A 14,926-nucleotide genomic window follows, 5' to 3' on the forward strand; every position below is an offset into this window, starting at 1 on the left:
CTACCGCGCGATCGCCGAGCCGCGGCAGCGTCTGCGCGTCGTCGGGTGAGAGGCGGAACGTGACGTTGGTTGAGATTGGGGTTCGGGGTCATTTTGGTATTGCGCGCCGGGCGGCGGTCGCCGGCACGCTGGTCGAGTGGGTGGTGGAGACCGGACTGCTGTCATTTGCAAATTCGGCGGCATGCAGGATGCAAACGACGGCGATTTTCGCTTGAAGGCAGCGCGGGTCGATTTGCCGGACGATTTCGGATCAGCTTGGTTGCTATCGGCGGTTTCGTGTGTCACGCGGTGTCCTCCGATGCACGAACGCTGATTGCCGCCCTGACGAAACATGCCGGCGCCATGGTTCCCATTCCTGACCTCGTGGATTGTTTCTCTTCAATCCGTAGCGATCAAGCGTGCTGACCGCGCTCGGTCGAGTTTGGCATGCCGCAGCCGGAGCGCGTTCATCACCACGGACGCCGAACTCAACGACATCGCGAGCGCCGCGATCACCGGGCTCAGGAGGACGCCGAACCACGGATAGAGAAAGCCCGCCGCCACCGGCACGCCGATCGCATTATAGACGAAGGCGAAAAACAGATTCTCGCGAATATTGCGCATCACCGCCCGGCTGAGGCGCCGCGCGCGGAGGATACCGTTGAGATCGCCCTTGACCAGAGTTATCCCGGCGCTCATCAGCGCGACCTCGGTGCCGCTGCCCATGGCGATGCCGATATCGGCGGCTGCGAGCGCCGGCGCGTCGTTGATGCCGTCTCCCGCCATGGCGACGACGCGGCCCTCGGCACGCAAGCGGCGGACGATGTCGGATTTGCGTTCGGGCAGCGTTTCGGCCTCGATTTCCGTAATGCCGAGCGAACGCGCCACCGCCTCGGCGGTTGCGCGGTGATCGCCGGTCAGCATGACGATGCGCACCCCCTCGACGCGGAGCGCCGCCAGCGTTGCCGCGGCATTGTCCTTGATCGGATCAGCGATGGCGAGCAGCCCGGCGAGCTTACCGTCAACGGCAACGAACACGACACTCGCGCCGGCGGCGCGCGCGGCCTCGGCTTCCGCCATGAGCGCATCAGGCTTGGCGCCGTCCTCAGTGACGAGCGCGGCATTGCCGAGGGTAACACGCCGGGCACCGATGCGACCGCGCACCCCCTTGCCGGCGAGCGCGGTAAATTCCGCCGGCTCGTCGAGCGCCACACCCCGTGCGTTTGCCGCGGCCAGGATCGCCGCCGCGAGCGGATGCTCGCTCGCGCGCTCGAGGCTTCCGGCGAGCGCGAGAATATCCGCCTCCGCGAAGCCCGCCGCCGGCACGATCCGAACCAGCCGCGGCTTCCCTTCGGTCAGCGTGCCGGTTTTGTCGATGACCAGGATATCGACCCGCTCCATCTGCTCCAGCGCCTCGGCGGATTTGACCAAAACGCCGAGGCTGGCGCCTCTTCCCACCCCGACCTGGATCGACATCGGGGTTGCGAGGCCAAGCGCGCAGGGGCAGGCGATGATGAGCACCGAAACCGCGGCGAGCAGCCCATAAGCGAGCGCCGGCGCCGGCCCCAACATCGCCCAAAGAACGAACGAGAGCAGCGCGACCGCGATCACCGCCGGGACGAACCAAGCGGCGACGAGATCGGCGAGGCGCTGGATCGGGGCGCGCGAGCGCTGCGCCTCGGCGACCAGGGCGACGATGCGCGCGAGCACGGTCTCCGCCCCGACCCGCTCGGCCCGCATTATTAGCGCGCCGGTGCCGTTCACGGTGCCGCCGATCAGTGCCGCGCCCGGCCCCTTGGGAACCGGCATCGCCTCGCCGGTCACCATCGCTTCATCGACCTGGCTTTGCCCCTCGAGCACCACGCCATCGACCGGGATGGCCTCGCCCGGGCGCACCCGCAGCCGATCGCCAGGCAGAACTTGGTCGAGCGGGATCTCCTCGTCGGCGCCGCCATCCTTGCCGAGGCGGCGCGCGGTCTTCGGCGCGAGCTTGAGCAGGGCGCGAATGGCGCCGCTGGTCTGCGCGCGTGCCCCGAGTTCCAGCATCTGGCCGAGGATCACGAGAACGATGATCGCCGCCGCGGCTTCGAAATAGGTCGCGATCGCCCCATCGGGGCCGCGAAACCCCGCCGGGAACAGGCCAGGCGCGAGGGTCGCCGCCAAGCTGTAGAGATAGGCGGTCCCGGTCCCGAGCGCGATCAGGGAGAACATGTTGAGGCTGCGATTGATCAGCGAATGCCAGCCGCGCACGAAGACGAACGATCCGGCCCAGAACACGATCGGCGTCGCGAGCACGAGCTGCGCCCAATTCGAGGCCGCCGGAGAGAGGCGCCGGGCGAGCGCCGGGCCGATGCCCGGCAGATGACCGCCCATGGCGAGAAGAACCACCGGTACCGCGAGCCCGAGCGCAAGCCGGAACTGCCGGCGCATAGCGGCGAGTTCGGCATTTTCACCGGCCTCCAGGGTCGGCACCAGCGGCTCCAGCGCCATGCCGCAGAGCGGGCAGGGGCCGGGATGGTCTTGTTGCACCTCGGGATGCATCGGGCAGGTGTAGAGGGTGCCGGGCGGGGCGGGCTCGGCCGGGGCTTCGGTCTTGGGCGCCAGATACCGCTCCGGATCGGCGGTGAATTTCGTCCGGCAGCCCTGACCGCAGAAATGATAGCGTCGGCCGCGATGATCGAAATAGGGCTTGCCCGCCGCCGGGTCGACGGTCATGCCGCAAACCGGGTCGATCTCCCGGTCCATCGTCGCGGCGCTGATGGTGTCGTGGGCCGAACCTTGGCCAGAGCCGTGATGGTCGCTCATGGCAACCCCTCCCTTCGCTGATAACGGTCGCCAGCATATACCTATCCTGGGTATCGTATCAAGGGTATTGATCGCGGGGGCGCGCATGAACGGCGGCTCAACGAGGCGCGAGAGAGGCTCGGCGACGATGAATGGTGAAATCAGCGCGCGCTTATTTTGCCAGCAATCCTTCGGCGACCAGGGTTTCGGCGATCTGCACCGCGTTCAGCGCTGCGCCCTTGCGGAGATTGTCGGCGACACACCAAAAGCCGAGGCTGTTGGGCCGCGTCGGATCGCGGCGCAGGCGGCTGACGAACACCGCATCCTCGCCTTGGCATTCGAGTTGTGTTGTGTAGCCACCATCCTCACGCGTGTCGTAAAGCTCGACGCCCGGTGCCCGCGCGAGCAAAGCGCGCGCTTCGTTCACGCCGACCGGATTGTCGAACTCGACATCGAGTGCCTCGCCATGGCCGATAAATACCGGAACACGCACGCAGGTTGCGAAAACCTGGATGTCGGGGTCGAGGATCTTGCGAGTCTCGACCACCATTTTCCACTCCTCCTTGGTCGCGCCGTCTTCCATGAAGCGGTCGATCTGGGGGATGCAATTGAAGGCGATTTCCTTGGTGAATTGCTCGGGCCTGGTCGGGTCGGAGACGAAAACCGCGCGGGTATGGGCGTAGAGTTCGTCCATCGCCTCCTTGCCAGCGCCGGAGACCGATTGATAGGTCGAAACCACCACCCGGCGGACGCGGAAGCGATCGTGCAGCGGCTTCAGCGCCACCACCATCTGGATGGTGCTGCAATTGGGGTTGGCGATGATGTTGCGCTTGCGGAAATTCTTGAGGTGATGCGGGTTGACCTCGGGCACCACCAGCGGCACGTCCGGCTCCATGCGGAAATGGCTGGTATTGTCGATGACAACGCAGCCGCTGGCCGCCGCGCGCGGCGCGTGTTCGGCGGAAACCGCAGCCCCAGGGCTGAATAACCCGATGTCCCAGCCGGAAAAATCAAATTTTTCCAGGCTTTGGACACGAAGCGTGCGGTCGCCGAAGGAAACTTCGCTCCCCGCCGAACGGCCGGAGGCGAGTGCCGCGATGTCGGCGACGGGAAATTTGCGCTCGGCGAGGGTTTTGAGCATTTCACGCCCGACCGCGCCCGTTGCCCCGACCACCGCGACTTTGTAGCCCATTATCCGCTCCTTGCGCCAACGGGCGGCCGGCCCGCCCGAGATTGGCATAGCCAAAGGCGGGTTTCCCGGCAAGGCAGGGGCAGGGCAGGGCAGGGCAGGGCAGAAAAAGACGGATCGTTCTTTTTTGAAAAAAAGAACCAAAAAACTTTCGTCCGCTGGACAACGCCTGCGGCGCTGTCCCGGGAATGCCGTCTTTTTGCTTCTTTTTCTTCAGAAAAAGAAGGGTCTTCCTGTCCCTCCCGGCACGTCAGGGCCAGGGCGTGGCGATTGCCGCCGGCCCGCCGGGGACGGGAATTTTCACCCCGGGGATCAATTTGCCGCCGTGCCAGCGGAACACCTGTATTTCGTGCTCGCGCATGTTCTGGACCAGGATCAGCCGCCCATCGCGCGAAAATGCGACCCCCTGCGTCCAGCCGCCATCGCTTGCCTCGGCAAGTTTGCGGAGCCGCGTGCCGGCGCTGGTCAGGCCGCGCGCTGGTGCTTTCTCGACGGCATAGAGGCTAAGCACGCCGCCCGGGTTGAAAAACGGGGTTCCCGCCGGTTTCAGCGTGCCGTTGATGGCGTTGACCGCAAGGTATTTCCCATCGGGCGAGAATTTCACCGCCTCCGGCCCGTTGGGCACGCCGATCGTGTCGATGGTGCGCGGCGGCTGGGCGGTGAGATCGATCAGGCTCACGGTATCGACGTCGCCATCGCTGCGGCCGACATTGCTGACCGCGGCGAGGGTGCCGGCGGCGTTGGTGTCCATCGTGTCGGGCGACACGCCGGTGGTGATCGGGCGCGGATCGAGGCTGAGCTTGCCGCCGGCGATATGCACGAGGCTTACCATGTGATCGCCGAGGCGGCTCACCAGAATGAAACTGCCATCATGGGAAAAGACGATCCCGACCGGCTGGGATTTCGGGTTGTCGAGGGCGAATTTGCCCGCCGGCTCGAGATGCATGCCGTCGATCGCGAAAATTGAAATGGTGCCCTCGAAACGGTTGGCAACCAGCGCCATGCGTCCATCCGGCGAGATCCGCACCGCCGAGGCGCCGGCGCCGGCATGGAGCGTCTCGACCACGCGCGGCGGCGAGGATGTGAGATCGACGACGGAGAGCCGGTCGTCGGCTGATGTGCCGTCGGCCTTGGTCGGATCGGCCTTGGTCGAGGCGGTGACGAGCGCAAAGAGCGCATTGGCCGAGATCGTGACCGCCATCGGCGGGCCAACGTCGCTGAACGGAACCGCGAGCGAGGCGGTAAGACGCGGCGGCATCACCGAAAGATCAATGACCGAGAGTGTGTCGGGCTTGGCATCGCGGATGCCGAGCATTTTGCCGTTGACGATGGTGGTGTGATTGTCGTTCGCCGAAAGCGCAAAATCCGCCGCCGGATCGGCGGCATGCGCTGGCGGTGCGAGCGTGAGCCAAGCTGCGGCCGCGGCCCCACCCAACAGCGAAGCCAACCGGGGCGTATACATGGCTTTCCTCCTCCCCTCGGATTTTCTCATCGCCTTCTATAACGCCAAAGTCTGGCGCCGTCAGCGGGCAAACGCGATCTTGAGGGCGGCCGCGATCATCGCCACTGCTTCGTTCGTGGCCGGGATGAGTTTGCCCATGGTGAGAAAACCGTGGATCATGCCCTCGACCCGCACGCGGGTGACCGGAACACCGGCGGCGGCGAGACGGGCGGCATAATCCTCGCCCTCGTCGCAGAGCGGATCATACCCGGCGGTGAGCACCAAGGCCGGCGGCAGATCGGCGAGCGAGGTGGCGCGGAGCGGCGAGACCCGCCAATCGGCGAGATCCTCGGCGCCGCGCAGATAATGGCCGAGAAACCATTTCATCGTCGGGCGGGTGAGCAGCAACCCTTCGGCGAAGCGCTCATGCGAAGGATGGCTCATGGTGGATTCGGTCGCGGGATAGACCAGCACCTGCTGGATGAGCTTTGGGCCATTGCGGTCGCGAGCGTCGAGCGCGACCACGGCCGCGAGATTGCCACCGGCGCTGTCGCCGCCGACCGCAAGCCGCGCCGTGTCGATGCCGAGTGTCGCGCCGTGGGCTGCGATCCAGGCGGTGGCGGCGATGGCGTCTTCGACGGCGGCGGGAAATTTATGCTCGGGCGCGAGCCGGTAATCGACCGAAACCACCGCGGCCCCCGAACCATTGGCGATCTGGCGGCAGACCACGTCATGGGTGTCGAGATCACCGATCACCCAGCCGCCGCCATGGAAATAAATCAAGGCCGGGAGCGCCGCGTTTGGCGCGCTGCCGAGTGGGCGATAAAGGCGCGCTGGGATGGCGCCGCCTTCGCCGATTTTGATGTCGCGCACCGCGCCCATCTCCGGCGGCTCGGGGGCGAGCACGGCGCGGGCATTGCGGGAGAATTGCCGCGCCTCCGCCGGTGCCAGCGTTTCATAAGGCGGGCGCCCGGAGAGGCGGATCATTTCCAGAACCTTGGCGGCATGGACGTCAAGCGGCATTGGCGTTTCCTCCTCCTTGTGATCTCCGCCCGCGGCGCGGGTGTGACCAGGCGCCGATTTCGGGCCATTTCGGGCCAAATGGCAAGCCTGGCGACGTTGGTTATTGGGTATCGTCTCCTGGCGGGCCGAATCCGGGCGGGGGCGTGTAGCCTTGCTGAGGAGCATAGCCGGGCGGGGGCGCATAGCCATTGTTCGGCGGATAGGCCGGCGGGGGCGGTGGTGGCGCATAGCCTTGTTGCGGTGGGGCGTAGCCTTGCGCCGGCGCATAGCCCGACGATGGGGCATAGCCGTAATTCTGCTGGTAGCCATAATTAGGGGGATAATTCGGCGGCGGATAATTGGGCTGATAATTGTAATTCGGTTGGGCATAATTGGGCGGGGGGGCGTAGACCGGCGGCGCAGCAGCGTAGGCGGGAGCCTCGACTTCCACCCCGGCCGGGGCGAACAGCGGCGGGCCGAACACCACCGGCGGCGGCGCCAAGACGACTGGCGGCACATAAATGGGCGGCGCGAAAATCAGCGGCGGCGGCGCCACCATCAGCGCCGCGACCCCAAGGCCGACCCCAAAGCCGCCGAGGAACAGGCCCGGCCCCCACCAGGGCGTCCATCCCCCCCAACCGAAGCCCCAAGGATGCCAGCCGATCCCCCAATCGCCGCGCCAGGCGAAGCCTCCCCGCCAGCCGCCCCCCCAATAGCCGCCGCGCCAGCCGCCCCAGCCGCCGCGCCAGCCACCGTAGCCGCCGCGCCAGCCACCGTAGCCGCCATGATAGCCCCCGAAGCCGCCGTGCCAGCCGCCGCCGCCGTCGTGCCAGCCACCGCCACCGTGCCAATCGGCCTCGACCGGTGCTGCGATCAAAACGGCCACGCCGAAACCGATCGCGGCAAGGGGGGAAAATTTGCGAGGCATCGATCGTCTCCTTCGTTCCCGGCGTGACTATCGCCTCACCCGGGGATGGCTTGGGGAATTAAAGCGCTGCCCCCCACTCAGACAGCCGCAGGACTCCAAACAGGACCCCAAAATTGCGCCATCCAGCGGTGGGAAATCTAGCCCAGGGATGATGGCAAGGAGCGGGCGGATTTGTATCTTTTTGTTAAGACTTATCGGCGAAGATCGCCCTCCGTCCCTTCCTTGCCGTCATCCGCGCGGCTATGATGGAAACCAAGCCTTAGCGCTCGCCTCCGCCACGACACGGGTTACACGACACGGGTTATCGGTATGTCTCCCTCACTCATCCGTTTGCGCCACTCCCTGAAACGCGAAGCGAAAGCCGCGCTGCCGCCGCTCGTGTTCCTGACCCTCGCCGGATATTTCGCCTGGAATGCCACCCGCGGCGATCTCGGTCTTCGCGCCTATGCCGCGCGAGAGCAAGATCTCGCCCGCGCCGAGGCAGTGCAGGCAGAGGTTGCGACAGAGGTCGCGACCTGGCAGCGCCGGGTCGCCGCCCTGCGCCCCGAGCATCTCGATGCCGACGTCATCGATGAGCGCGCCCGAGCTATGCTGAACCTCGCCGATCCGGCCGACATCGTCGTCCCCTACGGCAGTCTCGGGCCGGCGTTCTGAAACCCTGAGTGCGGGAGGAACGCGATATCAAGCGATATCGCCTGCCGCGCATGCGTGGGACGGCATTTGCCGGTCGCGGCTGAGCAGGCTGGCGGAGAGGCTTGACCGGAGCCAGCTTGCTCGGCCATTTTCTCTTGCCCGGTTCATCCCCGCCGGTCTGTGATTCGGGCCATGTCTCCGCCCCCCATTCTGACGGCAGGATGATCCCGCGCATGCGATATTTGCTCCGCCTCACCCTCCTTCTCGCGCCGCTCTCGCTGCTCGCCGCGTGCTCACACACGGCGTCGGAACCAAGCTACCCGTTGCTGCGCTATAACTACCTGACGCCGCTTCATCTCAACGTCGCCAGTGTCGAAATCGACGATAGCTGGGTGCCGTCGGATCAATCCGATGTCGCCCGCCTCTCGCCCGAGCCGCCCGAGGATGCGCTCAAACAGATGGCGCATGACCGGCTGATCGCCAGTGGCAATAGCGGGCGGGCGGTGTTCAAGGTGGAAGACGCCTCCATCCGTCGCGAAGGTCCATGGCTCTATGGCCATCTCGCGGTGCAACTGACCATCACCGGCAATGGCACGGGCGGCCAGTCGAGCGGCTTCGCCGAGGCCGCGGTGGCGCGCAACGTCGCGGTACCGGAAGAAGGCGGTGACACGGCGCTGCGCCAGACCCTCTACGATATGACCAAGGCGATGATGGACAACATGAATGTCGAGTTCGAATACCAGGTTCGGAAATCGCTTCATGACTGGTTGCAGGATACTAGCCCATCTTCCACCGCGGTGCCGCCGCCGGTCGCCGCGCAGCCGCTGAATTGAGCGGGGGAGGGGGAAAAAGAATGTTCTTTTTTGGAAAAAAAGAACCAAAAAACTTTTGTTTTGAACTTGTTTTGAACGTCGAGAAGCGAGATTAGAGCCAGAGGACGTCATTGATGTTACTCGCGCCGGCGGCGATCATCGCCAGGCGATCGAGGCCGAGCGCGATACCGGCCGCCGGCGGCATGCCATGCGCGAGGGCGGCGAGAAAATCCTCGTCGAGCGGCCATTCGGCGCTGCCATAAAGCGCCGCGCGGCGGGCGCGGTCGGCAAGGAAGCGCGCGCGTTGCTCGGTCGCGTCGGTGAGTTCGACAAAAGCGTTCGCGAGTTCGATGCCACAGACGAACAGCTCGAAACGCTCGGCGACCCGCGGATCGGCCGGATCGCGGCGCGCCAAGGCTGCCTGCGCCGCCGGCCAATGGGTCAGAAAACTCGGCCGCGCCCGGCCGAGATGAGGCTCGATACGGCCAAGCAGCAAGCGGAAAAACAAATCCTCCCAGGACTCGCCCGGCCGCAGCCGCTCGCCGCTCGCCGCCGCCAGAGCCGCCGCATCCTCCCCGCAAGCCAGCAAATCCGCGCCAATATGGCGGGCGAAGGCTTCGGCGACGGTGATCCGCTCGTAATCGGCGAGGTCCGTCGTGACCCCCCGACACTGCACGACCGGCGGCAACACCGCGCGGAGCAAGGCATGCGTCTCGGCGATCAGGGACTCGAGCGAAGCGCCCAAGCGATACCATTCGAGAAGGGAAAATTCCGCCGCATGCAGCGCCCCGCCCTCGCCATTCCGCCATACCCGGCTGATCTGGAAAATCGGCCCGGCGCCGGCAACGAGCAGCCGCTTCATGGCGAATTCCGGACTGGTGTGCAGATAAAGCCGCTCGCGCCTGCCATCGGGAGAGAGGCGCTCGGTCGCAAACGCGCGAAGATGCACCTCCTCGCCCGGCGCCGGCACGGCATACGGGGTTTCGACTTCGCAATAGCCGCGGGCATGGAAAAAAGCCCGGATCGCGGCAACCAGCCGGGCGCGGCGGCGCAGGAAAGGGAGCCGGTCGGCGAAGCGGTCGGGGTGCCAGCGCGGCGTCATGCCCCCGGCGACCGCTCGCCTCCCGTCGCCGCTCAGGCCGCCGAGCTGGCAGGCGTCTCGCCGGCTTCTTCGGCCATCGCGAGGTCGGCCTCGGCATCCTCCTCGGCGCGGGCGTCAGCGCCGATCGCTTCGCCGCGGATTTGCTTTTCCGCTTCCTCGGGGCTCCGCGCGACATTCACCGTCACCGTGATCGAGACTTCCGGATGCAGCGCCACCCGCACCGGCTTGAGGCCAAGGGTCTTGATCGGATGCTCGAGCACGACCTGCGAGCGATCGATGGAAAGCCCGCTCTCGCCGCAGGCCACGGCGATGTCACGCGCCGAGACCGAGCCATAGAGGCTCCCCGAATCGCCGGCCTGACGGATGATCACCACCGCAAGCCCGGCAACCCGCTCGGCAACCCGCTCGGCCTCTTCGCGGCGTTTCAGATTTTGCGCTTCGAGCTCCAGGCGTCGGCTCTCGAAAAAGGCGAGATTGTCCTTGGTCGCGCGCAGTGCCTTTTTCTGCGGCAGCAGGAAATTGCGGGCATAGCCGGGCCGCACTTTGACCACGTCGCCCATCTGGCCGAGCTTTTCTACCCGTTGCAGCAGGACGAGTTCGATATGCGCCATCCTCGCCTCCTCAGCTCAGCACATAGGGGAGCAGGGCGAGAAAACGGGCGCGCTTGATGGCGCGCGCCAACTCGCGCTGCTTCTTGCCGGAGACCGCCGTGATACGGCTCGGGACGATCTTGCCGCGCTCAGAGAGGAAGCGCGACAGCAGGCGCACATCCTTGTAATCGATCGTCGGCGCGTTCGGGCCGGAAAACGGGCAGGCCTTGCGCCGGCGATGGAATGGCCGGCGGGCACCGACAGCGGTGCGGCGAGCCGCGGGGTTGGTTTCAGCGCTTTCGGACATTGCTCTTACTCCTCGCCATGGCCGACATGGTCGTCCATCATCACATCACCATCGCCGCGCGCGCGATATTCCTCGCGGTCATCGAAGCCGCCGCGCCGGCGGCCGCTATCGAAGCGCCCGGGCGGCTTCGGGCCACGAAAACCGCGGTCGCGGTCACGTTCCTCGCCGCGCCGTGACAGAATGGCCGAAGGCGCGTCGTCGATCGCCTCGATCCGGATGGTGAGAAACCGCAGCACATCCTCGTTGAGGCGCAATTGCCGCTCCATCTCGCTCACGGCGGCCGCCGGCGCGTCGAGGCCGAGCAGCATGTAATGGCCCTTGCGGTTCTTCTTGATGCGATAGGCGAGGCTACGCAGACCCCAATACTCGCGCTTCTTGACGGCGCCGCCATCGCTCTCGAGCTGAGCAGCGACTTGGTCGGCAAGCGCGTCCACCTGTTGTTGCGTGACTTCGCTGCGCGCAATCAGCACGCATTCGTATAACGGCATCCTCTACTCCCTATGGCTCCTCGGCCCACACGATGCGGGCATAGCCGGCTTGGGTGCCACCTCGCCGGCAGGGTCGGCGAGGCGTTTGGCACACCGCGCCCCATCTGGCAATCAGAAACCGTGGCGGCGCGGCCGATCCAGGTTCACCCGACCTTGGTGATCGCCCATTTGACGAGTTGCGGGCCGTCCGGCCCGCTGCTCAGCACGATCTGCTCGGCGCGCCGCGGCGTCTCGCCGCCGAGATAGATGCTCTCCTCGAGCGCGATCCGCACGCCCTCGGCGCGGAGCCGCCAGAAACTGCCCGCGGGCAGCCGGATTAGCACGCCCTCGCCATCCTGTTGCAGGCTCGCCGAGACACTCGGATGGAGGTGGAAGCGAATGGCGAAAGGCTGCGGGACGGCCGCTTCCACCGCGTCCTCGCCGCGCAGATCCTCGCCGCTTTCGGCGAGATAGAGGCGGCGACGATGGAGCGCCCCATAAACCCGCCACCAGCCATCATGGCTCGCCGCCAGCCAATGTGCGCCGGAGGCTTCCTGACGCTCGACCTCGACCCGTTCCGGCCGCCGGCCGAGCCCCTCGGGACGCAGTTCGGCGGAGCTGGTATCGGCGATGATGAGGGTGGAGTGGGCGGCGCTGGCGCGGACGGCGTCGAACCATTCGCCACCCGGCGGGGCGGCCCCGCAATTGACGATCATGCGCTCACGCCCGACCGAGAATTCGAAAGCCAAGGTGCCGGCATGGGCGCGGCGATCAACCCCTGCCGGCGCCGGCTTGCCGCCATCGAGGAGAACCAGGCCGCGCCCCGCCTGCAAGCGGTGAAACCCACCCTCGAACAGGGTCGAAACCGGGCGCCCACCGCGACCGGCCAGGGCAAGGACGAGTTCGATCAGCGCCGGGTCGCCCTCGCTGCTGCCATTGAACAGCGCGAGCCCGCCGTCGCCATGGCGCAGTGTCCGCAACCCGACCGCAAGCCGCTCGATCGCTGGCGCCAGCGCCGCCGGCGGCAGCACTTGCGCGCTTTGCAGGAGGGCGCGGATTTCGGTCAGATCCTGCAACGCGCGGAGCTGCGTCGCCGGGCTCCGCTCGACATGGCAGCCATCGCCTAGCATCTGGCGGCCGATCTCGGCGGGAAGGAAGCGCAGCGCACGGCCGAGAAACCCGAGCGGCTCGGGCAGCGCGACGCCGGCCGCAACCAGGCCCTTGAGCGCGGTCAGAGCCCGGCCGCCCATGTCCTCGGCCGGGAGATCCCGGGCCAGCGCGCGGGTATCGGCGAGGAGACGGGCCATCAGCCGCTGGCGAAATTCCTCCTCGGCGCTGGCGGCGAAGAAGTCATAATGGCCGAGCCAGGCGGTGATGCGCGCACCAGCGAGGTCGGGGCGGCGGGCGAGCGGATCGGCGGGGTTGGCGGCGATGAAGGCGCTGACCAGGGCGCGGGCGCGCAACCGCGCGGAATCGGTGCCGAGCGCGCGGAGATCGCGAAGCCAGGAAAATCCGAACGCGTCGATGCCGAGAGCGCGCCACGCCGCCGCGCCGGCGGCGGTGGCGTCGCCGCGGAGCAGCCGCGCGCCTTGTCCGGCATCGCCCGGCCAGGGGTCGCGCACCGGCAACAGCGGCGCGTCTGGCACCCGCATCGGGCGCAATTGCGGCAGCGTCGCCACCGCACGCCGCGCCTCGCGCAGCCAGCGCCGCGGATCAAGCCCGCTCATCGCGGGAATTCCGCCATTCCGGGAAGCGAATCGGGAGTGCTCACGCTTCTATCATAACCGGATCAGCCGCGCCGCAAAGAAGCCATCCATGCCGCCTTGCGCCGCCCAGAGGCCGGGATGGGTGCGCAAATTGCCCTCCTCGGTCAAGGCTTCGGCGAGGAAGGGCAATTCGTCGGCGCCGATCGGGGCGCGGCGGAGGGGAAGGCGGCCCAGCGCTGCTTTGATCCGCGCCAGCCCCTCCTCCGGCTGGAGCGAGCAAACGGCATAGAGCAGCTGGCCGCCCGGCTTGAGCAGGGCGCAGGCGGCGGCGAGCAGCGCGTCTTGCGCCGCGACCATGGTGTCGAGATCGCGTGGGCTGCGCAGATGCGGGATTTCGGGATGGCGGCGGATGGTGCCGGTCGCGCTACACGGCGCATCGAGCAACACGGCATCGAAACGCCGCCCCGGCCGCCAGGTCAGGGCATCGGCGTTCACCAATTCGGCATCGAGGTGAAGGCGCGCGAGGTTTTCCGCGAGACGCGCCAAGCGCGCCGGCGCCCGCTCGACCGCCGTCACCCGCGCGCCGGCAAGCACCAATTGCGCCGTCTTGCCGCCGGGGGCGGCGCAGAGATCGGCGACCTCTTGCCCCGCAAGCGGGCCAAGCAAGCGGACGGGGAGGGCGGCGGCGGTGTCTTGGACGAAGAAATTGCCCTCCTGGTAGCCGGGCAGGGTGGTGACTTCGCTCCCCGGCGGCAGCCGGAGACTGCCGGAGGGCAAAACCTCGCCCGCCGGCAAGGGCGAAACGCCGGGGAGGGGGGTGAGATCGAGCGGCGGGTCGCTCTGATGGCCGAGCGCGATGGCCCGCGCCGCCTCGCCCCAGCTCGCCCAGAGCCAGGGCGGTGTGTCGAGACGCGGCGGGTCGAGCTGGTCGAGCGCCGCGCCGCCATCGCTTGCGACTCGGCGCAAGACCGCGTTCACGAGCCCCGCGAAAGCGCCAAAACCGGTGCGCCGGGTAAGCGCGACCGCGGTCGAGACGGCGGCATGCGGCGGCGTTGCGAGGAACAGGAGGGCAGCGGCGCCGAGGCGGAGCGCATGCCGCACCACACTTGGCGGGGCGCGGCGAAGATGCGCATCGAGCACGGCGTCGAGGGTGCCGAGCCGGCGCAGCACGGTCGCCGCCAAGCGGTGCGCGGCTGCTCGATCGCGCCCGTCGCCACCAGGGAGGGCATGGAGCGCGGCATCGAGGGTGCGATGGCGGTCGAGAGTCTCGATCAGCAGAAAAAGCGCGCTGTCGCGAGTCGGATCCGGCGGTGGGTTTTCGGGCATGCCGTGTTCATGGCGCGGTTTTGCCCGAAAGGACAAGAGCCATGGCGACAATGCTGGCCACGCGATGGTCGCCGGCGAGCAGCCGCGAACCCCGGCAAATCGTCAAAATCCCAGTGTTAACCGGTTTTTCCTGTCAGCCGATCGCAGGTGTCTCGATCAGCCCTCACTGGCGAGGGATTTGATGAGTTCGAACACGCGCTTTCTCACCGCTGGCTCGGAGATGCGGTAATAGGCGCGGACCAGTTCGAGGGTCTCGCGGCGAGACATGGTGTCATCGCCGAAACCTTCCTGGGCCTCGGCGAAGCCGAGGGCGCGGCGCGCGCTTGGCGAGCCATAGGTCGCGGCCAGGGGTTCTGGCATATCGTCAAAGAAATAGCTGATCGGCACATCGAGAACGCGGGCGAGGTCAAACAGCCGCGACGCGCCGACCCGATTGGCGCCGCGTTCGTATTTCTGTACCTGCTGGAAGGTTAGGCCGAGAGCCTCACCGAGGCGTTCTTGCGACATGCCGAGCAGGGTCCGGCGCAAGCGAATGCGCGAGCCGACATGGACATCGATCGGGCTTGGCTTGCTCTCTTTCTCACTATGTCCAGAAAATTCATCAGACGGCATATCGATGTCACCCCTGGCGGCGGAAACTGGCATTGCCGATCCGTTCAT

15 protein-coding genes are annotated in these 14,926 nt (G+C 67.0%); 3 read left to right on the forward strand and 12 right to left on the reverse strand.

From position 1 onward, the window contains the following. Positions 1 to 215: hypothetical protein (locus ACP5M5_RS12930; RefSeq protein ID WP_427937987.1), on the forward strand; the 215-nt coding region annotated here is incomplete at its 5' end. Between the two features lie 163 nt (positions 216 to 378). On the opposite strand, the gene ACP5M5_RS12935 is transcribed toward ACP5M5_RS12930, so the two are convergent. The 5 genes from ACP5M5_RS12935 to ACP5M5_RS12955 form a co-directional block, all read right to left on the reverse strand. Beyond that, positions 379 to 2,784, reverse strand: coding sequence for a heavy metal translocating P-type ATPase (locus ACP5M5_RS12935; protein ID WP_427937989.1), 2,406 nt, complete (start codon positions 2,782 to 2,784; stop codon positions 379 to 381). A 151-nt stretch (positions 2,785 to 2,935) separates the two neighbouring features. Beyond that, positions 2,936 to 3,955 (reverse strand): aspartate-semialdehyde dehydrogenase, encoded by a 1,020-nt coding sequence (locus ACP5M5_RS12940; RefSeq protein WP_427937991.1) that lies wholly within the window; start codon positions 3,953 to 3,955, stop codon positions 2,936 to 2,938. Positions 3,956 to 4,202: 247 nt separating this feature from the next. After that, the gene (locus ACP5M5_RS12945) at positions 4,203 to 5,414 is read right to left on the reverse strand and encodes a YncE family protein (protein ID WP_427937993.1); all 1,212 of its coding nucleotides are present in this window, start codon (positions 5,412 to 5,414) and stop codon (positions 4,203 to 4,205) included. Between the two features lie 60 nt (positions 5,415 to 5,474). Next, entirely contained in the window at positions 5,475 to 6,416 is a 942-nt protein-coding gene (locus ACP5M5_RS12950) for an alpha/beta hydrolase (RefSeq protein WP_427937995.1), read from the reverse strand. Positions 6,417 to 6,516: 100 nt separating this feature from the next. Then, positions 6,517 to 7,323, reverse strand: coding sequence for a hypothetical protein (locus ACP5M5_RS12955; protein WP_427937997.1), 807 nt, complete (start codon positions 7,321 to 7,323; stop codon positions 6,517 to 6,519). Between the two features lie 309 nt (positions 7,324 to 7,632). Here ACP5M5_RS12955 and ACP5M5_RS12960 point away from each other — a divergent pair, with 309 nt between their 5' ends. Beyond that, positions 7,633 to 7,977, forward strand: a complete 345-nt coding sequence (locus ACP5M5_RS12960; RefSeq protein WP_427937998.1) for an FtsB family cell division protein — start codon at positions 7,633 to 7,635, stop codon at positions 7,975 to 7,977. A gap of 212 nt (positions 7,978 to 8,189) precedes the next feature. After that, complete coding sequence (locus ACP5M5_RS12965; protein ID WP_162800571.1) at positions 8,190 to 8,789, forward strand: hypothetical protein; 600 nt, start codon at positions 8,190 to 8,192, stop codon at positions 8,787 to 8,789. A gap of 91 nt (positions 8,790 to 8,880) precedes the next feature. On the opposite strand, the gene epmA is transcribed toward ACP5M5_RS12965, so the two are convergent. From epmA to ACP5M5_RS13000, 7 genes are all read right to left on the reverse strand, one after another. After that, complete coding sequence (epmA, locus tag ACP5M5_RS12970; RefSeq protein WP_427938001.1) at positions 8,881 to 9,870, reverse strand: EF-P lysine aminoacylase EpmA; 990 nt, start codon at positions 9,868 to 9,870, stop codon at positions 8,881 to 8,883. 32 nt (positions 9,871 to 9,902) lie between these two features. Then, the gene (gene rplI / locus ACP5M5_RS12975) at positions 9,903 to 10,481 is read right to left on the reverse strand and encodes a 50S ribosomal protein L9 (protein ID WP_427938004.1); all 579 of its coding nucleotides are present in this window, start codon (positions 10,479 to 10,481) and stop codon (positions 9,903 to 9,905) included. Between the two features lie 10 nt (positions 10,482 to 10,491). Next, positions 10,492 to 10,767 carry a 30S ribosomal protein S18 gene (gene rpsR, locus ACP5M5_RS12980; RefSeq protein WP_114912038.1) on the reverse strand — a complete coding sequence of 92 codons (276 nt, stop codon included), beginning with the start codon at positions 10,765 to 10,767 and terminating at the stop codon, positions 10,492 to 10,494. A gap of 5 nt (positions 10,768 to 10,772) precedes the next feature. Continuing rightward, positions 10,773 to 11,255, reverse strand: a complete 483-nt coding sequence (gene rpsF, locus ACP5M5_RS12985; protein WP_427938006.1) for a 30S ribosomal protein S6 — start codon at positions 11,253 to 11,255, stop codon at positions 10,773 to 10,775. Positions 11,256 to 11,398: 143 nt separating this feature from the next. Further along, positions 11,399 to 12,961 (reverse strand): heparinase II/III family protein, encoded by a 1,563-nt coding sequence (locus ACP5M5_RS12990; protein ID WP_427938007.1) that lies wholly within the window; start codon positions 12,959 to 12,961, stop codon positions 11,399 to 11,401. Between the two features lie 51 nt (positions 12,962 to 13,012). Continuing rightward, on the reverse strand, positions 13,013 to 14,266 hold the full coding sequence (locus ACP5M5_RS12995) for an RsmB/NOP family class I SAM-dependent RNA methyltransferase (RefSeq protein WP_427938009.1): 1,254 nt from the start codon (positions 14,264 to 14,266) through the stop codon (positions 13,013 to 13,015). 156 nt (positions 14,267 to 14,422) lie between these two features. Then, on the reverse strand, positions 14,423 to 14,878 hold the full coding sequence (locus ACP5M5_RS13000; RefSeq protein ID WP_427938011.1) for a helix-turn-helix domain-containing protein: 456 nt from the start codon (positions 14,876 to 14,878) through the stop codon (positions 14,423 to 14,425). Between the last annotated feature and the right edge of the window lie 48 nt (positions 14,879 to 14,926).

Source organism: Acidibrevibacterium sp. (assembly GCF_049965395.1).
GTDB lineage: Bacteria > Pseudomonadota > Alphaproteobacteria > Acetobacterales > Acetobacteraceae > Acidibrevibacterium > Acidibrevibacterium fodinaquatile.